This is a genomic window from Pseudomonas sp. MF7453 (genome assembly GCF_016405455.1).
Classification (GTDB): Bacteria; Pseudomonadota; Gammaproteobacteria; order Pseudomonadales; family Pseudomonadaceae; genus Aquipseudomonas; species Aquipseudomonas paralactis.
On record NZ_JAEKCN010000011.1, the window covers coordinates 92,138 to 117,100 of the forward strand.

20 protein-coding genes are annotated in these 24,963 nt (G+C 60.4%); 15 read left to right on the forward strand and 5 right to left on the reverse strand.

Annotation, left to right across the window (positions count from 1 at the left end; all coding sequences use genetic code 11):
- Positions 1–5: 5 nt before the first annotated feature.
- From tcyJ to JFT63_RS18255, 12 genes are all read left to right on the forward strand, one after another.
- Entirely contained in the window at positions 6–800 is a 795-nt protein-coding gene (gene tcyJ / locus JFT63_RS18200) for a cystine ABC transporter substrate-binding protein (protein ID WP_057702392.1), read from the forward strand.
- Positions 800–1,465 (forward strand): cystine ABC transporter permease, encoded by a 666-nt coding sequence (gene tcyL / locus JFT63_RS18205; protein WP_003187646.1) that lies wholly within the window; start codon positions 800–802, stop codon positions 1,463–1,465. Before tcyJ ends, tcyL begins: the two co-directional genes overlap by 1 nt.
- Before the next feature lie 3 nt (positions 1,466–1,468).
- Positions 1,469–2,215, forward strand: coding sequence for an L-cystine ABC transporter ATP-binding protein TcyN (gene tcyN / locus JFT63_RS18210; protein ID WP_057702391.1), 747 nt, complete (start codon positions 1,469–1,471; stop codon positions 2,213–2,215).
- 370 nt (positions 2,216–2,585) lie between these two features.
- A complete protein-coding gene (locus tag JFT63_RS18215; protein WP_057702390.1) occupies positions 2,586–3,380 on the forward strand; it encodes a hypothetical protein in 795 nt (264 codons plus the stop codon).
- Between the two features lie 187 nt (positions 3,381–3,567).
- Entirely contained in the window at positions 3,568–4,809 is a 1,242-nt protein-coding gene (locus tag JFT63_RS18220) for an SfnB family sulfur acquisition oxidoreductase (protein WP_057702389.1), read from the forward strand.
- Between the two features lie 39 nt (positions 4,810–4,848).
- Positions 4,849–6,042: an SfnB family sulfur acquisition oxidoreductase gene (locus JFT63_RS18225; protein WP_198844460.1), complete on the forward strand. Its 1,194-nt coding sequence runs from the start codon at positions 4,849–4,851 to the stop codon at positions 6,040–6,042.
- Positions 6,042–7,394: an LLM class flavin-dependent oxidoreductase gene (locus JFT63_RS18230; protein WP_198844461.1), complete on the forward strand. Its 1,353-nt coding sequence runs from the start codon at positions 6,042–6,044 to the stop codon at positions 7,392–7,394. Before JFT63_RS18225 ends, JFT63_RS18230 begins: the two co-directional genes overlap by 1 nt.
- A 156-nt stretch (positions 7,395–7,550) precedes the next feature.
- The gene (locus JFT63_RS18235; protein ID WP_198844462.1) at positions 7,551–8,366 is read left to right on the forward strand and encodes a MetQ/NlpA family ABC transporter substrate-binding protein; all 816 of its coding nucleotides are present in this window, start codon (positions 7,551–7,553) and stop codon (positions 8,364–8,366) included.
- Positions 8,363–9,478: a methionine ABC transporter ATP-binding protein gene (locus JFT63_RS18240; protein ID WP_198844463.1), complete on the forward strand. Its 1,116-nt coding sequence runs from the start codon at positions 8,363–8,365 to the stop codon at positions 9,476–9,478. The genes JFT63_RS18235 and JFT63_RS18240 overlap by 4 nt, the downstream gene beginning before the upstream one ends.
- On the forward strand, positions 9,468–10,112 hold the full coding sequence (locus JFT63_RS18245) for a methionine ABC transporter permease (protein ID WP_003187635.1): 645 nt from the start codon (positions 9,468–9,470) through the stop codon (positions 10,110–10,112). The genes JFT63_RS18240 and JFT63_RS18245 overlap by 11 nt, the downstream gene beginning before the upstream one ends.
- A gap of 91 nt (positions 10,113–10,203) precedes the next feature.
- A complete protein-coding gene (locus JFT63_RS18250) occupies positions 10,204–11,466 on the forward strand; it encodes a hypothetical protein (protein ID WP_057702384.1) in 1,263 nt (420 codons plus the stop codon).
- Positions 11,467–11,531: 65 nt separating this feature from the next.
- Positions 11,532–11,771 carry a hypothetical protein gene (locus JFT63_RS18255; protein ID WP_057702383.1) on the forward strand — a complete coding sequence of 80 codons (240 nt, stop codon included), beginning with the start codon at positions 11,532–11,534 and terminating at the stop codon, positions 11,769–11,771.
- A gap of 1 nt (position 11,772) precedes the next feature.
- On the opposite strand, the gene JFT63_RS18260 is transcribed toward JFT63_RS18255, so the two are convergent.
- Complete coding sequence (locus tag JFT63_RS18260) at positions 11,773–12,876, reverse strand: hypothetical protein (protein WP_032894144.1); 1,104 nt, start codon at positions 12,874–12,876, stop codon at positions 11,773–11,775.
- A 263-nt stretch (positions 12,877–13,139) separates the two neighbouring features.
- On the opposite strand from JFT63_RS18260, the gene JFT63_RS18265 reads away from it, so the two are divergent.
- Complete coding sequence (locus tag JFT63_RS18265; protein ID WP_198844464.1) at positions 13,140–14,408, forward strand: hypothetical protein; 1,269 nt, start codon at positions 13,140–13,142, stop codon at positions 14,406–14,408.
- Between the two features lie 398 nt (positions 14,409–14,806).
- Entirely contained in the window at positions 14,807–15,433 is a 627-nt protein-coding gene (locus JFT63_RS18270) for a class I SAM-dependent methyltransferase (protein WP_198844465.1), read from the forward strand.
- A 109-nt stretch (positions 15,434–15,542) separates the two neighbouring features.
- On the opposite strand, the gene JFT63_RS18275 is transcribed toward JFT63_RS18270, so the two are convergent.
- From JFT63_RS18275 to JFT63_RS18290, 4 genes are all read right to left on the reverse strand, one after another.
- Positions 15,543–17,732 carry a glycoside hydrolase gene (locus tag JFT63_RS18275; protein ID WP_198844466.1) on the reverse strand — a complete coding sequence of 730 codons (2,190 nt, stop codon included), beginning with the start codon at positions 17,730–17,732 and terminating at the stop codon, positions 15,543–15,545.
- A gap of 680 nt (positions 17,733–18,412) precedes the next feature.
- Positions 18,413–21,478, reverse strand: coding sequence for an efflux RND transporter permease subunit (locus JFT63_RS18280; protein WP_198844467.1), 3,066 nt, complete (start codon positions 21,476–21,478; stop codon positions 18,413–18,415).
- Positions 21,475–22,545, reverse strand: coding sequence for an efflux RND transporter periplasmic adaptor subunit (locus JFT63_RS18285; RefSeq protein ID WP_198844468.1), 1,071 nt, complete (start codon positions 22,543–22,545; stop codon positions 21,475–21,477). The genes JFT63_RS18280 and JFT63_RS18285 overlap by 4 nt, the downstream gene beginning before the upstream one ends.
- Positions 22,542–23,624: an efflux RND transporter periplasmic adaptor subunit gene (locus JFT63_RS18290; protein ID WP_198844469.1), complete on the reverse strand. Its 1,083-nt coding sequence runs from the start codon at positions 23,622–23,624 to the stop codon at positions 22,542–22,544. Before JFT63_RS18290 ends, JFT63_RS18285 begins: the two co-directional genes overlap by 4 nt.
- A 121-nt stretch (positions 23,625–23,745) precedes the next feature.
- Here JFT63_RS18290 and JFT63_RS18295 point away from each other — a divergent pair, with 121 nt between their 5' ends.
- Positions 23,746–24,906 carry an AAA family ATPase gene (locus JFT63_RS18295; protein WP_057702376.1) on the forward strand — a complete coding sequence of 387 codons (1,161 nt, stop codon included), beginning with the start codon at positions 23,746–23,748 and terminating at the stop codon, positions 24,904–24,906.
- Positions 24,907–24,963: the final 57 nt, after the last annotated feature.

Below are 24,963 nucleotides of genomic sequence, written 5' to 3' on the forward strand. Positions count from 1 at the left end.
TCTCCATGACTATTTCTGCATTTCGTCGCACGCTGTTGGTTGGCACTTTGGGCCTGGCGCTTGGCGCCGGTTGGCTGGGCCAGGCAGTTGCCGGCGAGCAATTGAACACCATCAAGAAGGCCGGCGAGATCAAGATTGGCCTGGAAGGCACCTACCCACCGTTCAGCTTTGTCGATGAAAGCGGCAAGCTCAGCGGTTTCGAAGTGGAGCTGTCCGAAGCACTGGCCAAAGAGCTGGGCGTCAAGGTCAAGCTGCAAGCCACCCCTTGGGACGGCATCCTCGCCGCGCTGGAGTCCAAGCGCCTGGACGCCGTGGTCAACCAGGTGACCATCTCCGAGGAGCGTAAGAAAAAGTATGATTTCTCCAAGCCTTACACCGTGTCCGGTATCCAGGCGCTGGTGCTGAAAAAGAACGTCGACGCGATCAAGAAAGCCGACGACCTTGCCGGTAAAAAAGTCGGCGTGGGCCTGGGCACCAACTACGAACAATGGCTCAAGGACAATCAACCCAAAGCCATTATCAAGACCTACAACGACGACCCAACCAAATTCCAGGACCTGCGCATCGGTCGTATCGACGCGATCCTGATCGACCGCCTGGCTGCCCTCGAATACGCCAAGAAAGCCCCCGACACCGCTGCGGCCGGCGACGCCTTCTCACGTCAGGAATCCGGTATCGCCCTGCGCAAAGGCGAGCCTGAATTGCTCGATGCGGTCAACACGGCCCTCGACAAACTGCGCGCCGACGGCACTTTGAAGAAGCTGTCCGAGAAGTACTTCAACGCTGACGTCACTCAATAATGGAAGCAGGTTTCCAACTCGCGCTGGACTCCGCGCCCTTCCTGCTCAAGGGCGCGTACTACACGGTAATCCTCAGCCTTGGCGGGATGTTTTTCGGCTTGCTGCTGGGCTTCGGCCTGGCCTTGATGCGCCTGTCGCGCTTCAAGTTGCTGAGCTGGACCGCCCGTGTCTACGTGTCGTTCTTTCGCGGCACGCCGTTGCTGGTGCAGCTGTTCCTGATCTACTACGGCTTGCCGCAAGTAGGCATCGAGCTGGATCCGATCCCGGCAGCCATGATCGGCTTTTCGCTGAACATGGCCGCCTATGCCTGTGAAATCCTGCGGGCCGCCATCGCCTCTATCGAGCGTGGCCAGTGGGAAGCCGCTGCCAGTATCGGCATGACCCGTGCGCAGACGTTGCGCCGGGCCATCCTGCCTCAGGCGATGCGCACGGCGTTGCCGCCTTTGGGCAACAGCTTTATTTCATTGGTCAAGGACACGGCGCTGGCCGCCACCATCCAGGTGCCCGAACTGTTCCGTCAGGCCCAACTGGTATCGGCGCGTACCTTCGAAATTTTCACCATGTATCTGTCCGCAGCCCTGATCTACTGGATCCTGGCGAGCATCCTGGCGCATCTGCAAAATCGTCTGGAAGACCGGGTCAACCGGCATGACCTGGAGTCTTGAAGCATGATCGTGGTTGAAAAACTGACCAAACAATTCAACGGTCAGGTGGTGCTCAACGGAATCGACCTTGAGGTCAAGGAAGGCGAAGTGATCGCCATCATCGGCCCCAGCGGTTCCGGCAAGACCACCTTCCTGCGCTGCCTGAATTTTCTCGAAGAACCCACCAGCGGCCGCATCAAGGTGGGTGATATCCAGATCGACGGCAGCAAGCCGCTTAACCAGCAACAGGGCCTGGTACGGCGTCTGCGCCAACACGTGGGCTTTGTGTTCCAGAACTTCAACCTGTTCCCCCACCGTACCGCGCTGGAAAACGTCATCGAAGGCCCGATTGTGGTCAAGAAGATGCCACGGGAAGCGGCGATGGAGTTAGGCCGCAAACTGCTGGCCAGGGTTGGCCTGGCGGGCAAGGAAGCGTCCTACCCCAGGCGGCTGTCCGGCGGCCAGCAACAGCGTGTGGCGATTGCCCGCGCATTGGCCATGGAGCCGGAGGTGATCCTGTTCGACGAACCCACCTCGGCCCTCGACCCGGAACTGGTGGGCGAAGTGCTGGCAACCATCCGCAGCCTGGCCGAAGAAAACCGCACCATGGTCATTGTCACCCACGAGATGAGCTTTGCGCGGGACGTGGCCAACCGGGTGATCTTTTTCGACAAAGGCGTGATCGTTGAACAGGGCGAAGCCAAAGCGTTGTTCGCCAACCCCAGGGAAGAACGCACCCGCCAGTTTCTGAGCAAATTCCTCGCCCACTAACCTACCTTTTGTAGGAGCGAGCTTGCTCGCGAAAAACGCCCAGGCAACGCGGTCAATTTGATTCACCGCGTTACCGTTTACGTTCTTCGCGAGCAAGCTCGCTCCTACAATGGGTTACCGTTTCAGCGCATAAAATACCCCGCCGTACTCCCCTTAAAATCCCCCTCCCCGTCAGACCCTTCTGAATATCCACAAACCCGCCGTTTAGCCTTTTGCCTCCATTGACGCTCCCCGGCCAACCCTCTTATCTAGCGCCTTGAGGATTGGATCCCATCCCGGCTACTGACTGAATCGTTCCTTTCGAATCGCCCTGTGCCTATGCGCCGAAGGTTCGGAACGATGACTGCTGGCTGCAACAAGGAGATTACTTATGACACACACTCAAACCCTGGCCATGCTGCCTGCCCCGAAGCTGCCCCAGGCAGTAGGAAACGGCATCAGCGCCCTGGCCTCCACGCATCTGCAGGTCGACATATCTCCCTACTCGGGCATGGAGGAAGGCGACCTGATCGAACTGTTCTGGAACAACTGCTTTGCCGCCTCGCGCAAGGTGACCGCGTGCAAGATCGGCACCTTCACTCATCTGTGGGTACCGGAAAGCTTTGTGCAGGACGGGCCGGCACGCGTCCACTACCAGGTCCTGCAAATCGGCCATGGCCCGATGCGCTCAGCCGTCGCCCTGGTGCGGGTCAAGACCAACTACCCCGGAGGCCAGCCTGCGCCCTGCCTGAACCACGAAAGTGACGAAAACCAGAATCTCGCCCCTGTGGGCCTGCCCGAAACGATCCGCCGCTATGGCGTCAACAGCAACCAGGTGCGGCGCGGCATTCCGCTGACGATCGAACCTTACTTGAACATGAGCACCGGCGATGCGATCACCCTGCGCTGGGGTGACGTACGCCTGGACCTGCCGAAAATCCAGGCCAAAAACGTGGGTCTGGCAGTGCAGGTGTGGGTGCCGTCCCAAATCATTGTTGAAGCGGGCGACGACTGCCGGTTGGAAGTCACGTACTGCATTCTCGATCGCGTGGGCAATAATTCACGCTGGGCACCGGCCCGCACGCTGCGCATCGCCGCCTGCACACCAGCAACGCCAACCCAGCCCGCCTCGCCCGCGCCTGGCTATCAACCGCGTCGCTTCGGCTCACCCTGTGAACCGGGGTGACAGCCCTTCTATGCATATTCCTAAAAGTTAGTTTATTTAAAGAATTAACACGCTTAGGGTATATGCACCGGACCACCGGACATTCCTGATTTTTCTGTTTTTATTTCATTGAATGCGAGGTCGGTATGGTCAGAATTACCCCGGTGCATAACGCCAGGGCATTGCGTGCAGCCAAGGAGCGGCGCTGATGTCTAACTTGGCTCTAACACCCCCCCAGAGTGATCTGGACGTAGCCCCCCTGTTGTTGCCTGCCACGGTACTGCGCAACGACGCCCAGGCACTGAGTGCGGCCCATGAGCTGGCTCAGGCTGCGCGCCTGCAGGCCGCCACGCGCGACCAGCAGCGCAAGCTGCCGTGGGCGCAGCTGGAACAATTCACCCGCAGCGGCCTGGGCAGTATTTCCATTCCCCGCGAATACGGCGGCCCACAAGTGTCGTTTGTGACCCTGGCCGAAGTCTTCGCGATCATCAGCGCGGCCGACCCGGCACTCGGGCAGATCCCGCAGAACCATTTCGGCATCCTGCACGTGTTGCAGGGCACCGCCACCGAGCGTCAAAAAAAGCAGCTGTTCCAGAGCGTGCTCGACGGTTGGCGCATCGGCAACGGCGGCCCGGAACGCGGTACCAAAAACACCCTGGAGCTCAAGGCACGCCTCACGGCAGAAGGCGATGGGTTCGTGGTCAGCGGCCAGAAGTTCTACTCCACCGGCGCACTGTTTGCCCACTGGGTCGCGATAAAGGCGTTGAATGATGACGGCAAGCAAGTCATGGCCTTCGTGCGGCGTGGCAGTGAAGGGCTACGCATTGTCGATGACTGGTCGGGCTTCGGCCAACGCACCACCGCCAGCGGCACCGTGCTGCTTGACCGCGTGGCGGTAGAGCCGGAGCTGGTGATCGACAACTGGCGCCTTGGCGAAAGCCCGAATATCCAGGGTGCCGTTTCGCAACTGATCCAGGCGGCGATCGACGCCGGCATCGCCCGTGGCGCCCTCGACGACACGATCGCCTTTGTACGCGAGCGTTCACGCCCCTGGATCGACGCCAAAGTCGAGCGGGCCAGTGATGACCTGTATGTGATCGCCGATATCGGCAAGTTGAAGATCGAGCTCCATGCTGCCGAGGCACTGTTGCGCAAGGCCGGCCAGGTGCTGGACCAGGTCAGCGCGGCGCCGATCACCGCGCAGTCCGCCGCGCGCGCCTCGATTGCCGTGGCCGAGGCCAAGGTACTCACCACCGAAGTGGCATTGCAGGTCACCGAGAAGCTCTTCGAACTGGCCGGCAGCCGCGCCACCCTCGCCGAATTCAACCTTGACCGTCACTGGCGCAACGCCCGGGTGCATACCCTGCACGATCCGGTGCGCTGGAAGTATCACGCCATCGGCGCCTATCGACTGAACGGCACCTTACCTGCTCGTCATTCCTGGATTTAACCGACCAGAACACTTTTCCACGAGCTTCTGGAGAAACTCATGACTCTTTCTCAACACGTCGCGGTTATCACCAGCGATGAGCAAGCCCTTATTGTCGCCAGCGACCTTGCTGAAGACTTGCGCCGTGACAGCGCCCAGCGCGACCGCGAACGCCGCCTGCCGTGGCCCGAGCTGGACGTGTTTGCCCGCTCCGGTCTGTGGGGTATTACGGTGCCCAAGGCATTCGGCGGCGCAGGTGTATCCAATGTCACCCTGGCCAAGGTGATTGCACTGATTTCCCAGGCCGATGGCTCCCTGGGCCAGATCCCGCAGAATCATTTTTATGCCCTTGAAGTGCTGCGCGTTAACGGCAACCCCGAGCAGCAAAAGCGCCTGTACGCCGAGGTATTGGCCGGTCAACGCTTTGGCAACGCCTTGGCGGAACTGGGCACCAAGACCGCCCATGACCGCGTGACCAGCCTCACCCGCGATGGCGACGGGTTTCGCATCAACGGGCGCAAGTTCTACGCCACCGGCGCGATCTACGCTCAACGCATCCCCACCTCGGTGGTGGATGAACACGGCGTCCAGCAACTGGCCTTCGTACCCCGTGACAGCGAGGGGCTGACGGTGATCGACGACTGGAGCGGCTTCGGCCAGCGCACCACCGGCAGCGGCTCGGTGGTGTTCGATAACGTGTGGGTCGCAGCGCAGGACGTGATCCCGTTCCAGAGCGCCTTCGAACGCCCGACCACCGTAGGCCCCTTGGCGCAGATCCTTCATGCCGCCATCGACACCGGCATCGCCCGCGCCGCGTTTGAAGATGCCCTGCATTTTGTGCGCACCAAGACCCGCCCATGGATCGATTCCGGCAACGACAAGGCCACCGAAGACCCGTTGACCCTCAAGAGCTTCGGCCACCTGAGCATTCGCTTGCACGCCGCCGAGGCGTTGCTGGAGCGCTCCGGCGAATTCCTCGACCGCGCCCAGGCCGACAGCAATGCCGAAACCGTAGCCGCGGCGTCCATCGCCGTGGCCGAAGTGCGCGCCCTGAGCACCGAGATTTCCCTGGCGGCCGGCAGCACCTTGTTCGAACTGGCCGGCAGCCAGGCGACCCTGGCCGAACATGGCCTGGACCGCCATTGGCGCAACGCCCGAGTACACACGCTGCATGATCCGGTGCGCTGGAAATACCACGCGGTAGGCAACTATTACCTCAACGATGAAAACCCGCCGCTGCGGGGGACCATCTGATGAGCAAGAAAAAGATCCTGCTCAATGCCTTCAACATGAACTGCATCGGGCATATCAACCACGGGTTGTGGACTCACCCACGGGACAACTCGACCGAGTACAAGACCCTCCAATACTGGACCGAACTGGCGCAGATCCTTGAGCGCGGGTTGTTCGATGGTTTGTTTATCGCCGATATCGTCGGTGTCTATGACGTGTACCAGAACTCCATTGACGTGCCGCTCAAGGAGTCCATCCAACTGCCGGTCAACGACCCGCTGCTGCTGGTCTCGGCCATGGCTGCCGTCACTCGGCACCTTGGCTTCGGCCTTACCGCCAACCTGACCTACGAGCCGCCGTATCTGTTCGCCCGGCGCATGTCCACGCTCGATCACCTGAGCCGTGGCCGCGTCGGCTGGAACATCGTCACCGGCTACCTCGACAGCGCCGCCAAGGCCATGGGCCTCACCCAACAGGTCGAACATGACCGGCGTTACGACCAGGCCGATGAATACCTGCAGGTGTTGTACAAACTCTGGGAAGGCAGCTGGGAAGACGACGCGGTGCTTAACGACCCGCAAACGCGGGTGTATGCGCAACCGGGCAAGGTGCACAAGGTGGAGCACCACGGCGAGTTTTATCAGGTAGAGGGTTACCACCTGTGCGAGCCATCGCCGCAGCGTACGCCTGTGCTGTTCCAGGCCGGCAGTTCCGAGCGTGGGCTGCTGTTCGCCGGGCGTCATGCCGAGTGCGTATTCATCAGCGGGCAGAACAAGGCCGCCACCAAACAACAAGTGGACAAGGTGCGCGCCAGCGCAGTGGAGGCTGGGCGCAACCCGGCTGACATCAAGGTGTTTATGGGCCTGAACGTGATCGTGGGCGCCACCGAAGCGCTGGCGTGGGCAAAGCACGCCGAGTACTTGAGCTATGCCAGTGCGGAAGCCGGCGTGGCGCACTTTTCGGCGTCCACGGCGATTGATTTTTCCGCCTACGCACTGGACGAACCGATCCAGTACGTGAAGAGCAATGCGATCCAGTCGGCTACCAAGAACCTGCAAAACAACGACTGGACCCGGCGCAAATTGCTCGAACAGCACGCCCTGGGTGGGCGCTATATCACCCTGGTGGGCTCGCCTGAGCAGGTTGCCGATGAGTTGGAATCCTGGATCAGCGAGACCGGCCTGGATGGCTTCAACCTGACGCGCGTTGTGACGCCGGAGAGCTACGTGGATTTCATTGACCTGGTGATACCGGAATTACAACGACGTGGCTCGTACAAAACCGAATATGAGCAGGGCACGCTGCGGGAAAAAGTCTTCCACGGCACCGCTCGCTTACCCGAACAACACACCGGCTCCAGCTACCGACACTGATCAAAAATGTGGGAGGGGCGGTGCGACGATTCGACTTGCCCCCGATAGCGGTGGGTCAGACACAGCTGTATTCACTGACACTCCCCATCGGGGGCAAGCCCCCTCCCACAGTTGACCGCGTAAGTCTTACCAATACCTTATGACTGGAAATTGATTATGAAAAAGACCCTGCTCACCCACCCAGTCAAAGCACTGGCCCTGGCCTTCGGCTTATTCAGCACAGCGGTGTTCGCCGCCGACGCGCCGCTGAAAATCGGCACCACCGCCGCGTTCGCCATTCCGCTGGAAGCGGCCGTAGAAGAGGCCGGCAAGCAGGGCCTGAAAGTCGAACTGGTCGAGTTCAGCGATTGGATCGCTCCCAACGTCAGCCTCGCCGCCGGCGACATCGACGTGAACTACTTCCAGCACATTCCCTTCCTGGAAAACGCCAAGGCCGCCGCCGGGTTTGACCTGGTGTCTTACGCACCGGGCATCATCAACAACGTCGGCCTGTATTCCAAGCAATACAAAAGCTTCAACGACCTGCCCGAAGGCGCCAGCGTGGCCATTGCCAACGACCCGATCAACAGCGGGCGCGGTCTGCAACTGCTGGCCAAGGCCGGGCTGATTACCCTCAAACCGGGCGTAGGCTACAAGGCCACCGAAGAAGACATCATCAGCAACCCGAAAAAACTCAAGATCCTGCAGGTGGAGGCCGTGCAACTGGTACGCGCCTATGACGATGCCGACCTGGTGCAGGGCTACCCGGCGTATATCCGCCTGTCCAAGACCTTCGATGCGGAGTCGGCGCTGCTGTTCGATGGCCTCGACCACCCGGAATACGTGATCCAGTTCGTGATTCAGCCCAAAAGCAAAACCGACCCACGGGTGATCAAGTTCGTGGACATCTACCAGCATTCGCCCGTGGTACGTGCCGCCCTGGATAAATCTCTGGGCAAGCTCTACCAAGTCGGCTGGGAAGATAAAAAATGACCGCCGCCAACGCCCAACTGCGCGACCTGGGCCATGCGCCCAGGGACGCCCAGCAGACAGAACTGCACCCGGATCTGAACCACGCCCACGTGCGTTTTATCAACCTGGGCAAAACCTATGGCGGCACCGTACACGCCCTGCAAGGCATCGACCTGGCGATCCAGCGTGGCGAAGTGTTCGGCATCATCGGCCGCAGCGGTGCCGGCAAGTCATCGCTGATCCGCACCATCAACCGCCTGGAACAACCCAGCAGCGGGCGCGTGCTGATCGATCAGGTGGACATCGGCGGCTTCGATGAAGACCACCTGGTCGCACTGCGCCGGCGCATCGGCATGATCTTCCAGCACTTCAACCTGATGTCGGCCAAGACCGTATGGCAGAACGTCGAACTACCTCTCAAGGTCGCCGGCGTGACCCAGGCACAACGCGTGCGTAAGGTGCATGAACTGCTGGAGCTGGTAGGTCTGCAAGACAAACACAAGGCGTATCCGGCGCAGCTTTCCGGAGGTCAGAAACAGCGCGTCGGCATCGCCCGCGCGCTGGTGCACGACCCCGAAATTCTGCTGTGCGACGAGGCCACCTCGGCCCTCGATCCGGAGACCACCCAATCGATCCTCGGCCTGCTGCGCGAGATCAACCAACGCCTGGGCCTGACCATTGTATTGATCACCCATGAAATGGCAGTGATCCGCGAGATCTGCGACCGCGTGGTGGTGCTGGAACACGGGCGCATCGTCGAGCAAGGCCCGGTGTGGCAAGTGTTCGGCAACCCGCAACATGAGGTCAGCAGAACCCTGCTCGCACCCCTGCAACATGGCCTGCCGCCCGAAGTGCAAAGCCGCCTGCAGCCGACACAAACCTCGGCTGATGCGGCGCTGGTGCTGCGCTTGCAATTCACCGGCAGCGATACCGACGAACCGGACCTGGCCGCACTGTTCAGCGCCCTCGGCGGCCGCGTGCGTTTGCTGCAAGGCGGTGTGGAACGTATCCAGGGGCACGCTTTGGGGCAATTACTGCTGGCGGTGAATGGCTCGCCGCACAATGCCGAAGAACTGCGTAACCGCGCCGGCAATTGGGCACAACGGGTGGAGGTGCTGGGCTATGTGGTTTGATCGTTTAGTACAGGGCGCTATCGACACCTTGTTGATGGTCGGTGTGTCGTCGCTGATTGCATTACTGGTGGGCATTCCGCTGGCGGTTTTCCTGGTCACCAGCGACAAGGGCGGCATCTACCAGGCACCGGCGCTTAACCGCGTGCTGGGAGCGTTCGTGAATCTGTTCCGCTCTATTCCGTTCCTGATCCTGATGGTGGCGCTGATCCCGTTCACGCGCTTGATCGTCGGCACCACCTATGGCGTATGGGCGGCAGTGGTACCGCTGACCATCGCCGCCACGCCGTTCTTTGCACGCATCGCCGAAGTGAGCCTGCGCGAGGTCGACCACGGCCTGATCGAAGCCGCTCAGGCCATGGGCTGCCGCCGCTGGCACATCATCTGGCATGTGCTGTTGCCAGAGGCGCTCCCAGGCATCGTCGGCGGGTTCACCATCACCCTGGTGACCATGATCAACTCATCGGCCATGGCCGGGGCGATTGGCGCCGGTGGCCTGGGCGACATTGCCTACCGCTATGGCTACCAGCGCTTTGACACACAGATCATGCTGACCGTGATTGTGTTGCTGGTGGTGCTGGTGGCGGTGATTCAACTGAGTGGGGACCGCTTGGCGCGGGTGTTGAACAAGCGCTGAGTGCGCGTTCATACCTGTCAACTATGACAGTTGTTGACCATGTTCTTTGTATATCTAATCAGACCGTGAACGTTTCCCCAAGGACGGACTGATGATGAAAGCACACCTAATGAAAATCGCGGGCAGCCTGTTGGCGAGTGTACTTGCATTGACGGCCAATGCTGCCCACTACGTCAAATTGGGGCCTATGGCTGGGCAGTGCGAAACCACCAGCATCAACGACAACGCTATTGCTGTCGGCAACTGCTCGCCCCCCAGCTCCAGCGCCAACAATATTCCCTGGGTGTCGAACGTGAACACAGCAGATTCACAAGTGGCGTTGGCGTCACTGGTTGCGGGCCAACCCTGTTACGCCAACGCTGTCTCCAACGGCAGCTGGATTAGTGGCACCTGTAAGAATGCCAATAATAGCGTCACAGCCGTAACATGGAACGTCACCACACCGGGCAATCCGACAGCGCTCGCACCGCTCCCTGGCACATTGTTACGCGCTGCTGATGTGCAGACCATCATTAACGCGTTCAATCAGCGTGGCGATATGGTTGGATCAAGCATCAGTAGCAACGGCAAGGAGTTCTCCACCATTGTGTGGCTCGCTGGAACCGACACGCCTAAGCGAGTTTACTCATCGCTGATTGGACTGGCTGGATACAACGACGGATGTTCCCCGGTGGACATCAACAATGTTCTCATGAGTGGCTACCCTAGCATTGCCATGAACTGTCCAGGCAACGACGGCATTCCCATTCCTAAAATAGCGCAGGCTAACGCCACTGGTTATACCGTGACATCCTTGCCCCTCGCTACCGGGGCCAACCATTGCGTGGTCACTGGCCTCAATAACGCCCTACAATCCATAGGCTTTTGCGAGTATCCCAACACCAATGCCAACCCGGCCCGAACAGCAGTCTGGAATACACCCACGTCGGCTCCGCTGACTCTGAATCTGGCAATCGGCACCATGAACTATGGACGCGCAATCAATAGCAACGGAATTGCCCTGGTAGAGCGCAAGGATAACGACGGCAGGACCAGCTATTTCACGTGGATTCCTCCTGCCGGAATATTTGGTATCCAGCTGATTGAGCCTCCACCGAAAACATGGACCCAGGCATTCAGCATTGCTGACAACAACACGGTGGCTCTGAACAGGACTAATGATGCTCAGTACACAGTCGGATGTATCTGGCATCCTGCTTCCGGTGAAAATCCTGCCAAATACAGCTGCCTTGAAGCAATTAACGGTGGCCGAAACAGTGCGCTCAAGGCCGTTTCCCAAAGCGGGAATTATGCCGCTGGTCAGAACGTTGATAGCGAGCAGGACGTTCAAGCTGTGGCGGTAAAACTTTACTGAAAGGGATGCTTACGAGCTCAAACACCATTTAATACTCGACACATTCGACCCAGGAGATTCAGCACATGCCAAACCTCATGACTTCCAGCGGCTTCGTGTCGGCCGTCTTCGTGCTGTTCGCTACCGTAAACGAAAATGCAGCAGCCACTCCCATCTCTTCTGCACCGACATTCGTTGTGCCACAGAACTTCGCAATCGTTGTCCGAGCCGGGGAAAACGGTTTTTCTTGGGTCAGCTCTCGAACCGATAACCGTTCGATGCAGGAGGTGAGGGCAGTGGGCTCCGCCCGCCTGGAAACCCGCTAGCTCACGGGCACTCATCCAGCTGGGCAACGCTGGCGCGGGGCACGAAGGTGATGGTTTTTTCCTTGGCCTGCCAGGGCCGCACGATGTAGCTGCCATCCGAGTCGGCCATCACCCGCAGTTTCACGCTGCGCTTGGGGTTGTCGGCGTCTACCAGCACGCCGGGAACCTTGGCCTCTGCCGCCCAGGTCATCAACGTACAAACGCGCCCTCCCGAGGCGGAGCCTTGCAACGGCAGGCCGCCCAACTTGGCCCCGCTCGCCGGGATCAGCCCGAGTAAAACGATGAGGGCAAAGGCCACCAGTGAGGCGAACGCCACCGGGTTTTTCTGAACGCGCATGCGCACCACCAGGCAGGCGGCGCTCCCTTGGATCAGGAACAGCACGGCCATTTCGGCGGCCATGAACGGCGCAAAGAACACGGCGCTGTCGGAGTACTCGCTGAAGGCGCGGGAGACCGGCACCGTCACCATCAGAATGACCACCATTTGAACCACCCCGGCGCCAGCACTGGCCAGCCAGAACTCCCCGGACAACTCACGCAGGGCAACATGGGCGGGCCTGGCGCGAATGATGATGCCGACATAGGCCACTACCGCCGCCATGATCGCCACGATCCAACTGAGCGTCAGCAACAGCCCACTTTCGGCGTTCACGGACAGGTACACGGCGGACATCCAGAACACGAACATCACCAATAGGCTGGCCGCCCAATGTCCCAGTAAACGCCTGTGCTGGGCCGTCTCTTGCGGCGACTGCGGGCTGAGATTGAGTTGATCACTCAGGCGCACACCGGTGCCGTTCAGGCGCGTGAACAAGATGAACGTGGGCACCAGGATTGACGCGCCCATCATGCCGATCACAAATACCAACATGGCGAACATCGCCGGCAATGCGGTGAACGCCGACGCCGACAGGATACTCAGCGGCACCTTTTCCATCTGGATGTACTGGTACAGGTACAGGCCTGCCACCGAGAGAATCCCCACCGTCAGCGGCCAGGCACGCTCATTGAGCCACAACAGGCCATTGCTCAATCTCGTGGCGTATTGGTCTACCTTGTTCGGCGCGGTGTCGTTGCCAACGGGTGAACGTTTTTCCTCTTCCATGGATGGATAACTCTCTTTGAATTAAAGCCGAATCTTACCCAGAATCCCGCGGGGCGGTATGTCGGAATACCACAGTACGAACCCAGTGAAGTGCACTACATCGAATACACGTCTTTAAACTGAATCAGACGGAGCCTGAGGTTCCCTGTCACGAGTGCGGAGCAAACGCTGAAACTACTCGCCTATACCTGTTAACTTTGACAGTTGTTGATTGTTTTCTGCGTGTATCTAATCAAACAGAATCTCTCGCCAAGGATGGACTGATGATGAAAATGCACTCTTTAGGGGTTGCAGGTTGCCTGTTACTGAGCGCGGCCAGCTTGACCGTCAACGCTGCCGCCTACACCAACTTAGGGCATGAAGCGGGAGCACAATGCGAAACCTCCGGCATCAACGACAGTGGTATCGCTGTGGGCAATTGCACTCCGGCCAGTGCCAGCGCCAACAATGTCCCTTGGTTAGCAGATACGAACACAGAGAACTCACAAGTAGCGCTCAAGCCATTGGTTGCTGAACAGCCTTGCCGCGCCCTCAATATCTCGAACGCCGGCTGGATCGGCGGTATCTGCAAGAACGCAAACAATGTCAACACCGCCGTGGTCTGGAACGCCACTCCAAATAACACTCCGACACCTCTCAAGCCGCTTCCTGGGGTAGTGCTGCCGTTGCGTGCCGCGGACGTAAAAACAATCATCATGGCGTCCAATCAACGCGGGGATATGGTTGGATGGAGCATCAGCAGCAATCAGGAGCTATCTACCGTCATATGGCTCGCGGGGGATGACACGCCTAAGCGGGTATTTTCTTCGCTGCTTGGACTGCTTGGGTACAACGATAAATGCGTTCCAGTGGGCGTCAGTGACAGCCTTTCGAATGGCTACCCCAGCATTGCCATGAACTGTCCCAGCACCAACGGCATCACAATTCCCCAAGTAGCTAAGGCTAACGTTACGACCTATACCATAAGCTCTTTACCCATAGCGACTGGAGCCAATCGTTGCTATGTCAAAGGGATCAATAACACACTGCAATCGGTAGGTTACTGCGAGTATCCCGATACCGCCACCAACCCGGTCCGGACAGCAGCCTGGATGACACCGACGACAGCGCCTCTGACCTTGACCCTTTCTATCAAGTCCAAAAATGCCGGACGCGCAATCAATAACTCAGGGGTTGTGCTGGCATCACGGCAGGACGATACCGGTAGAGTGAGCGACTTAACGTGGATTCCCCTAGCGGGGTTGGCGGGCATTCAGCTGATTCAGCCCCCGACGGGAGCCGTGTCGACACAAGCGTTCGGTATTGCCGATAACAATACTGTTGCGCTTAACAGCGACGTTGATCAGTACCTCACCGGCTGTATCTGGTCACCTGCAACCGGTGGAAACGCTGCGACCACCCATTGTCTGGCTTCGATTGGTGGAGGCAAAAAAAACTGGCTGAGCACCTTCTCTCAAAGCGGAAGCTACGCCGGGGGTGTAAACCTCAACAGCACCCAGGATATGGATGCGGTAGCAGTGGAGCTGCCCTGAGTGCATTAATACTTGAGGCAGCAAACGCCACTTCATGCCAACGATCTATAACTTCAGGGAAAAATCATGTCAAAACTCATGACGTCGAACAGCCTTGCGTCTGTCACATTGTTATTTAGTGTTGCTATAAGCGGTACCGCTGCAGGCACCCCATCGATGACAGGGGAGGTAATTTCTGAACTTGTCCTAGACAACGCCACCGCCATCTCTTTTCCACTTGAACCTTGGCCTTTGCCACCACCTGAAACGCGGAAGGTGGTAGGACAATTTTGCTACCTATTTCCTTGTAAGACGGGCGGTCCTGATTGGCACAATATTTACGAAGATTAGTTAAGCCTAGATTGTGGTAGCGGCCCAGGCATCGGATATAGTTGCTGTGTTCTCACTGAAATAGCCCTATGAAACTCGAACCCGACGACCTCAACCAGATCACCGCCACCACCCTGGGCCATTACAACAAGGTGGCCGAAGACTTTCGTGAAGGCACCCGCGATCACGATGTGAGCCAGAACATCGACGCGCTGCTGCGGCATATCCAGGGCACGCCGCCGTTCACCGTGCTGGATTTCGGCTGTGGGCCGGGACGGGATTTGCAGACGTTTACGCGCATGGGGCATATCGCCGTGGGCCTGGATGGCTCCGAGCGGTTTGCGCAGATGGCGCGGGAGGACAGTGGCTGTGAAGTGTTGCAGCAGGACTTTCTTAAACTGGCCCTGCCCGCCGAGCGCTTCGATGGAGTGTTTGCCAATGCGGTGCTGTTTCATATTCCCAAGCAGGAACTGCCACGGGTGCTCAAAGAGCTGCATGGCGCATTGAAGCCTGGAGGTGTGCTGTTCAGCTCCAACCCACGGGGTGAAAATCAGGAAGGTTGGAATGGGCCAAGGTATGGTTCTTATCACGACCTGCAGGCGTGGCAGGCCTTGCTGACCGCGGCCGGGTTTGAAGAGCTGGAGCATTACTATCGGCCGGCCGGGTTGCCGCGGGAGCAGCAGCCTTGGTTGGCCAGTGTGTGGCGTAAGATTTAGTGCTGCATCGCCTGTACCTGCCTCATCGCAGGCAAGCCAGCTCCCACCTTTGGAATGCGTTCCCCTGTGGGAGCCGGGCTTGCCCGCGATGGCGCCGTAACGGGCAGCGTTATTTCACCTGATACACCACCGGCTCCTTCCCCTCCACCAGCACCGTCACACTGCGCCCGGCATACCCCTGTTTTTCCACCGCCGAGAAATTCGCCACCAGCCGCGTCCCATCTGCGAAGGTGGTTTGCTGCAAGAGTTTGTCCACCGTCAGCCAGCGAAAATCAGTCATCGCCTGAGTCGCCAACCGCTGATGCAGAGGCCGAAAAAACCGGTCCTGGCGCTGAATCACCGGCAGCCTGTCCTTGAGTGTCGCCGCACTCAAGTGATACAGCGGCGGTACGTTGTAGAGCAGTTGGGCCAGTTCATTTTCAGCCCGTACATTGCTCAGCTTGAGGTTGTCGAACAGCCAGTGATGGGTGGTGATCACCGAGCCATGGAACACCGCCTGATACAACGGCAACCGCAGCGTCGGGTCGAAATACACCGTGCGCAGCGACGCTTTCAACGGCACAGGCTTGAAGAACACCGCCGGCTGCTCTGCCGGGTACCAGTTGCCGACGTAATAGGGCGACTGCCGGTCGCGGGTCATGTCCCGGTCGCCCCAGCCAATGACCGGTGTTTGCATACCATGGGCAAACAGAATGCCCTCGGCGGTGATGGCGTTGCCGTCTTCGGAGCCCGCGGGCAGTTTTAGTGAAGTGTTGATCCAGCGCGAGGCGTCGATATTGCCCTGGGCATTCTGCGCCTGAGTCATGGAAGCGCCGTCGCGGTAGCTGTCGAAGACCATGCTGGTGGCATACGCATCGAGGAACCAGGCATTGAAACCGGCTGCGGCCTGCACCGCTCGCACCCGAGCCTCCAGCAGCGGTCGCACACAGCGCGGGTCTGTGTAGTGGCCAGATTGCTGAAAACCGGTTTTCGGCTGGCCGTTTTTCAACACGATTGCGCAGTCGCGGTAGGCCTTGCCGCCCAGGTGGGCAGTGGCCCAGTCCGGATTTTCGCTGGCCGACAGCGCCGTTTCATACGAGTCGTAAGGCGCCATCAGGTAGCCGGCAGCCACGCCTGCGCGAATCGCTTCGGGGTGCCAGAGCCCGCCTTCCCACCCATCGCCCAGGGTCAACAGCAGACGCGAGAGCCCCGCGTCACGCAAGGCCTGGAGGGTGGAATTACCCCAGGTTTCGGGACGATCACTCAAGGCCGCGGCGAAATCCCGGGCCAGCTCGCTACGCACCTCGCCGTAGCGAGCGGCAAGGCGATTCATGTCGGGTTCTTCCACTTGCCAGGCTTGCCGGGCCTTCTGGTTGATGGCCGCATTGAGGCCGCGCAACAGCACGGTTTGCTCATAACGATTCAACGGGGTTGTGTGCGCCAGCACCTTCGCCGGTTCTTGGTCCAGCAGCCCGCCGAGCTCGTGGGTACGCAGCCGCTTGATCAACGCTGGCCAATCACGCACATCATCCAGCGTCAGCAAGCCGTTGCCCCAGAGGTAAACGTGACTGGCACCGAGCAATTTTACCGCCTCGGGAGTTTGCCGCAGCTTGTCCGCCAGAGGCTCGTAACGGCCCTGCTCGATCAACCACTGGCGATAACGCTTGGCGCCGGCCAACGGGTCGGCATCGCCCAGGTACAGGCGCAGCGTCATCGGCACGTCGGGGGCCAGGGGTGTGAAGTCATGGAACGCTGACAACGCCAGGCCCTGGCCGTCCGGCTGCCATTCAAGGCGATTGTTGTAGGGGTTGGTCAGCAGCCAGTTAAGCGTAAAGCGCCCGTGATCCAGGCCCCACAAGGGCAAGCTCAGGTCCTGGGTGGTATTGACCTCGCCGCGCTCCAGCAGGAACGCTTTCCAAACGGCGTTATCAACGGGGACATAATGCCCTTCAGCCAACGGCCAGATCAGCGCCTGGCCCATGGCCGTAGCCGGCTGGCGCAGCAAGGCCAGTTCACCTGGCTCGCGGGCGCTGATAGACAGGGACAGTTCGCGATGCTCAAGCCGGGCCGTCAGACGGTAGGCGCCGCTGTCCCATTGCCAGGAGGCCTGTGCGGCATCAGCTTGCAAAGCACTGACGGCGTGCGCGGTGACACCGCTGGAGGCTTGTACCGGGGCCTCGCCCGCTGGCGTGACACGCAGGGCCAGGGTTGCGGGGTTGAGGTCAACGCGCCACAGGGCGTTTTCCAGCACGGTGGAGGCAAAGACTGAGGGCGCAAGAACAAGCGCACAGAGCACAAGGATAGGACGCAGGCACTGCATGGGTATCGACCTGGACGGAGAAGTGAGGTCGAGAGGGTAAAACATGCAGCCGTTGGCCGGGGCAACAAGTGGACTTTTCGGAAGCTTCCCACAGCCTCAAGCGAGATCAAGATCCAAATGTGGGAGGGGGCTCGCCCCCGATAGCCATGGGTATCTACAACTTATGTAACCACTGCCGACGCTAACCACGATGCGAAGCGAGCCGCTCTTGCTCTTGCTCTTGATCTGCTTTTGATCTCAGGCGCCCCGTCAAACCACGCTGGCCGGAATTCGACAGGGATTTGGGGGGTAAACCGGCAGGGATGCCGGTTTAGCCGCCCCGCGCCATGGATGGCGCGTGGCGGCGGCCCCCCAAATCAATGGCGGATTACGGGCACACCGAGCCTAGGCGAGGTGCCGAGTGGTGGGGCAAGAGCCTTTTGGTTACTTTGGGGCTCTTTTCCAAAGTGACCCGCTGTAAAAGCGGAACCAATAGCAGCCGCTACCCAAATAACGGATATGCACTCGATCAAAGTCCAGCATCCTGGTCGGCTCTTAGGCCGCCATCGGGGGCAAGCCCCCTCCCACAGGTCCGGCGGCTCACCAAAGAGTTGTGTAGATACCTATGCCCCGATAGCGGTAGTCCAGTCAGTGATGGGTTGACTGATCACCGCCATCGGGAACGAGCCCCTCCCACAGTTTTAGCTGCGTTGTTCCTGTTGCTCTTGCTTAGGCTCGCGGATCTTGTACCAGGCCACATACAGCGCCGGCAGGAACAACAGCGTCAGCAACGTGGCGATAATAATCCCGCCAATCATCGCGTAAGCCATCGGCCCCCAGAACACTTCCCGGGCAATCGGGATCATGCCCAGGCTCGCCGCCGCCGCGGTGAGCAGAATCGGCCGACGCCGGTGTTCGGTCGCTTCCACCACCGCATCCCACGGCGTATAGCCGGCCTCTTCATACTCATGAATCTGCGTCACCAGGATCACCGAGTTGCGAATGATGATGCCGATCAGCGCCAGGATCCCCAGGATCGCCACAAAGCCCATCGGCGTACCGGTGGGAATCAACGCCAGTACCACGCCGATCAGCCCCAGCGGCGCGACGCTGGCCACCAGGAACATCTTCTGCACGCTGTGCAACTGGATCATCAGGAACGTGGCCATCAGGAACAGCATCAACGGCACCACGCTGGCAATCGGGCCCTGGGCCTTGCCGCTTTCCTCCACGGTGCCGCCGGTGGCGACTTTGTAGCCCACCGGCAGGCCGTCGCTGAATTTCTGAATGGTCGGCGCCAACTGCTTGACCAGGTCGGTCGGCTGCATCTCATCGCGCACCGCGGCCTTGATGGTAATCGTCGGTTTGCGATCACGACGCCACACCAGCGGCTGCTCCAGTTCGTAACGCACCGTGGCAAAGGCCAGCAATGGAATCGAGGTGCCGTTGGGCGTCACGATCTGCAGGTTCTGCAAGGTTTCCGGCGTACCGCGCTCGGCATCTTCGGCGCGACCGACCACGTTGATCAGGTAGATATCGTCGTGTACCTGGGTCACCGCCGCGCCGCTGACCACGCTGTTCATCAACTGCGCCACGTCTTCGGACGACAGCCCCAGTTGCCGCGCCTTGTCCTGGGCGATGTCGACGCGCAGCACTTTGCCCGGCTCGTTCCAGTCGTAGATGATCTCGCCCAGGTGGGTGTTCTGATCCAGCAAGGTCGCCAGTTCGATGGCGTGCTTGCGCACCTGGTCTGTGTCTTTACCGGACACGCGATACTGGATCGGCCGCCCGACCGGCGGGCCCATTTCCAGCGGCTGCACGTAGCTGCCGATACCGACAAAATCATCGCGCAAGCGTTGTTGCAGGCGGGCGATCAGGGCGCCACGCTCTTCCAGGCCCTTGCTCACAATCACCAGTTGCGCGTAGTAGGGGTTTTCCAACTGCTGGTCCAGCGGCAGGTAAAAACGGATAGCGCCCTGGCCGATGTAGGTGCTCCAGCGAGCGATGTCCGGGTCGTCCTTGATGATCGCTTCGAGGCGGTCAACCGCCTTGCGCGTCTCATTGATCGAGGCGTTTTGCGGCAGGTTCAGATCAACCAGGATTTCCGGGCGATCCGATGACGGGAAAAACTGATTCTGCACAAACTGCATGGAAAACACCGAGGCCGCAAACAGCGCCACGGTAATACCGATAGCCCACCAGCGGTTGCGCATGGCCCAGAGCATACCGCCATTGAACGCACGGCCAATGCGCCCAGGCTCGGCGTTATGCGGCTTCACATTGGCGCTGAGAATATGCACGCCGATCACCGGCGCAAACAGCACCGCCACGACCCAAGACACCAGCATCGCCACGGCAATCACCGCGAACAGGGTAAAGGTGTACTCGCCTGCCGAACTGGCGTTGAGGCCAATCGGTACGAAACCGGCCACGGTCACCAGCGTACCGGTGAGCATCGGGAAGGCCGTGGAGGTATAGGCGTAGGTGGCGGCCTGCTCCTTGGTTTCGCCTTTTTCCAGGCGCGTGATCATCATCTCCACGGTGATCATCGCGTCGTCCACCAACAGGCCCAGAGCAATGATCAAGGCGCCCAACGAGACCCGCTGCATGGTGATGCCGCTGTATTCCATGAACACGAACACCAGCGCCAGCACCAGCGGGATCGAGCACGCGACCACCAGCCCGGCGCGCATGCCGAGGCTGATAAAGCTCACCACCAGAACGATGATCACGGCTTCGAACAACGCGCTGGTAAAGCCGCCCACGGCCTCTTCCACCACTTCGGCCTGGTCGGACACCTTGTGCACACCAACGCCCACCGGCAGGTCGGCGGTCAGCTCGTCCATGCGCCCGTGCAGCGCCTTGCCGAACGACTGAATATTGCCGCCCTTCTGCATGGCGATCGCCAAGCCAATTGCCGGTTTGCCGTTGAAGCGGAACATCGGCCGCGCCGGATCCACATAGCCACGGCTGATGTCGGCAATATCCGCCAGCCGATAGAAGCGGTCATTGAGGCGCAGGTTGACGTTGGCCAGGTCTTTCTCCGAGGCGAACTGCCCCGAGGTGCGCACCGAAATCCGCTCCGGCCCGGCCTCGATCACCCCGGCCGGCGTTACCGCATTCTGCGATTGCAGGCTTTGCACGACCTGGCGCTGGTCAATGCCCAATGCCGCCAGTTTGCGCGTGGAGAAGTTCAGGTAGATCACTTCGTCCTGCTGGCCGATCATCTCGACCTTGCCCAGCCCCGGCACCGAGCGGATTTCGGCGCGCACCTGCTCTACGTAGTCGCGCAACTGGCGCATCGACAAGCCGTCGCCAGTAAAGGCGTACACCGAGCCGAATACGTCACCGAACTCATCGTTGAACGACGGCCCCTGCAAGCCCTGGGGGAAGGTGCCGCGAATGTCGTCGATCTTCTTGCGAACCTGGTACCAGATCTCCGGAATGGCCTTGGCGCTGGTGGTGTCCTTGAGGAACACAAACACCGTGGACTCACCCGGTCGCGTATAGCTTTTCACATAGTCGAGGGAGTCGAGCTCTTCGAGTTTTTTCTCGATGCGATCAGTGACCTGCTTGAGGGTTTCCTCCTGGGTCGCGCCCGGCCAGCGGGTCTGGATCACCATGGTCTTGATGGTGAACGAGGGGTCTTCCTCGCGGCCCAGGTTCATATACGAGAACACGCCCATCAGCAGCGCGACGAACATCAGGTACCAGACGAAGGACTGATGCTTGAGGGCCCAGTCGGATAAGTTGAAGCTCCCTTTCATCGCGGGCTGTCCTCGTCGATTTTGACTTTTTGCCCGGGTTTCAGGCTGTTCACGCCGGCTGTGACAATGCGCTCGCCAGCTTTGATGCCGCCATTGACCAGGACGCTGTCGGCATCCCGGCTGACCACGCTGACGTCGCGTGGCTGCACGGTCTGGCTCTGGGTATCAAGCAGCCAAATGCGCGTCTTGCCGTCGACTTCCTGCAAGGCGCTCAGGGGCAATTCGATACGCGGCGTAATGGCGCTGCTCAAGGTCACGCTGATAGCGGTGCCCAGGCGGAACGCGGCGGGGGTATCGGTCAGGCTCAGGCGTGCGCGGCGGGTGCGCGTGGCGCTTTGAGCCTGGGGCTCGATCTCGCGCACGATGGCGGTGGTCTGCACGCTGGGGTCCAGTTGACCGGCGACCAGAAACACCACATCCGCCGGCAGGCGCTCGGCCAGGCCCGCGGGCAGATCGATCACCGCTTCCTTGATGTCGGGGCGAGCCAGGGTCACCACCTGCTGCCCGGCGCTGACGACCTGACCAGCCTCGGCATTCCAGGCGGTGACGATGCCAGCGTGGTCGGTGCGCAGTTCGGCGTAGTTGAGCTGGTCCCTGGCCTGGTTGACCGAGGCACGGGCCTGATCAAGGGTGGCCTGGGTGGTTTTCAGATCGGTCTGCGCCACATCCAACTGAGCCTGGGCGCCGACGCCGCGATTGAACAGCTCTTGCTGACGACGGGCATTGGCCTGGGCATTGATGAACTGTGCCTGCACGCGAGCAAGGTCGCCCTGGGCGGCACGCAATTGGTTCTGCTGGTCGGTGGGGTCGAGCACGGCAAGCAAGGCGCCCTTCTCTACCTCGGCGCCCACGTCGACGGCGCGACGGGCAATACGGCCCGGCACTCGGAAACCCAGGTTGCTTTCATAGCGGGCCTGGATAGTGCCGGCGAAACGGCCGAGGTTTTCCTGGTCTTGCGCCTTCACTTCCATGGACAACACCGGGCGCACAGGCTCCGGCGGCGCCTCTTCCCTGGAGCAAGCCATCAGCACCAGGCTGGCGGCGACGATAACCGTCAACTGCTTCATGGCTGGGCTCCTTGCTGGGCGATCTCGACCACCATGCCGGGGTTCAGCAATTGCCCACCGGCCACTACGACTTTTTCGCCGCCTTTAAGGCCCTCGCCAATAATCACTTTGCCGGTGAGGTAACGGGCCACCGTGACCTTGTGCAGTTGCGCCTTGCCGTCGGCATCCACCAGCCATACGGCGGGTTCGCTGAGGTCTTTGGTCAAGGCCGCCCAGGGCAATTCGATGCTGGCCTTGGCCGGGCCGTTGGCGGTGGCGCTCACCACCGAGCCCAGCTCCATGCCTTTGGGCAGGCTTTGCAGGGCGATCTTCACTTGTACCGTGCCGGTATTGGCCGCCACTGCCGGCGTCACTTCACGCACCTTGCCCACGGCCTTGATGCTCGGGTTGTCGAGCAGGCTGACGGTAATCGGCGCATCGGGCGGCGGCTCCACCAGCAGGGATTCGTACACGTTGAATACCGCGTCACGCTCGCCATCACGGGCCAGGCTGAAGATCGGTACGGTGGCTTGTACCACCTGGCCGACCTCGGCCTGGCGCGCCGTGATGATCCCCGGTGCATCGGCGACCAGCGCCGTGTAACCGAGTTGCTCACGGGCATTGGCCAATTGCGCCTGGGCGGCGGCCAAAGCGCTTTGACTGCTGCGCAACGCGGCCTGGGCGGCGTCATATTCGCTGCGGCTGGTGTAGCCCTTGGGCAAGAGTTTTTCCTGGCGTACGAAGGCGGCAGCGGTCTGCTTGACCCGCGCCTGCTCGGCCACGACCTGAGCCTGGGCCGAATCGACGTTGGTTTGCAGGTCCTTGGGGTCGAGCCTGGCCAGGACTTGCCTGGCCGTGACGCGGTCGCCCACGTCGACCATGCGCTGGATGATCTTGCCGCCCACGCGAAAGGACAGATCGGTTTGTACCCGCGCCTGGATATCACCCGTCAGCGTCACTGCCGCGGCAAAATCCGCCGACTGCACGGTTTGCACGAACACCCGTGAATGCTGCTTGGGCTCGGCTTTGTCCTGGCCACAGCCGCTGAGCAGCGCCAGGAGGCCAAGGCTGAAAATAAATGTCGAGGTGCGACCGCCCATGCAGGCTCCTTTTGCGTGATGCCGACGTTCAAGTGTGTATGCGACTGTGAGCTTAGATCAGGGTTCCTTATCTGCATGGAGGATCCCATACTCCAATGGTTCCCATGCTGACTAAATACACATGCTTAAAACCCTCGCGGTGGCCAATTACCGCTCGATCAACAAATTGGTGGTGCCCCTGGACCGGCTGAACCTGGTCACTGGCCCCAATGGCAGCGGCAAGTCCAACCTGTATCGCGCCCTGCGCCTGTTGGCCGAAACCGCCCAGGGCGGGGTGATCAATGCGCTGGCCCGCGAAGGCGGGCTGGATTCGACCTTCTGGGCGGGGCCGGAAACCATCACCCGGCGCATGCGCAGCGGCGAAGTGCCGGTCGAATCCAATGTGCGCCAGGGCGTCAAGCGCCTGCGCCTGGGGTTTGCCGCCGAGGATTTCAGCTACGCGATCTCTTTGGGCTTACCCGAAAAAACCCTCTCGGCCTTCAAACTGGACCCCGAAGTAAAAAAGGAATGCATCTGGGCCGGCCACGTCTACCGTCCGGCCAGCCTGCTGGTGCAGCGCTCAGGGCCGATGGTGCGTGCCCGCGAAGGCCGTGCCTGGGATGTGCTGGCGCAGCACACGCCGAACTACCACAGCCTGTTCGATCAGGTCGGCAGCCTGCGTGGCTCGCCGGAAGTGCTGCTGTTGCGCGAAAGCATTCGTGGCTGGCGCTTTTACGATCACTTTCGCAGCGACGTGGACGCGCCAGTGCGCCAGCCACAGTTGGGCACGCGCACGCCGGTGTTGCACCACGATGGCCGCGATCTGGCGGCCGCGTTGCAGACCATCCGCGAGATTGGCGATCCCGAGGCGCTGCAACGCGCCGTGAGCGATGCATTCCCGGGCGCGCGTCTGCACATTGAACCGTTGCAGGGCGGACGCTTTGCCATCGAGTTCTATCAGGAAGGTTTGCTGCGGCCGTTGTCGGCGGCGGAGCTGTCGGACGGCACCTTGCGTTACCTGTTGCTGATCGCAGCGCTGCTGACGCCACGCCCGCCGACCATGATGGTGCTGAACGAACCGGAAACCAGCTTGCATCCGGACCTGTTGCCCGCCTTGGCGCGCTTGATCATCGAGGCGTCGAAACAGTGCCAGGTGTGGGTGGTGTCCCACGCCAGCCGCTTGATCGCGGCCTTGCAGCAGGATGAGGAGTGTAATTCGATTGTGCTGGAGAAGGTGTTGGGGGAGACGCGGATTGTGGGGCAAGGGATTCTGGATGCGCCGGCCTGGCATTGGCCGCAGTGATGGCGGCGGCACGAGACAACATTAAGCCCACCATGCCACCGGCAAACCTAGAAAACC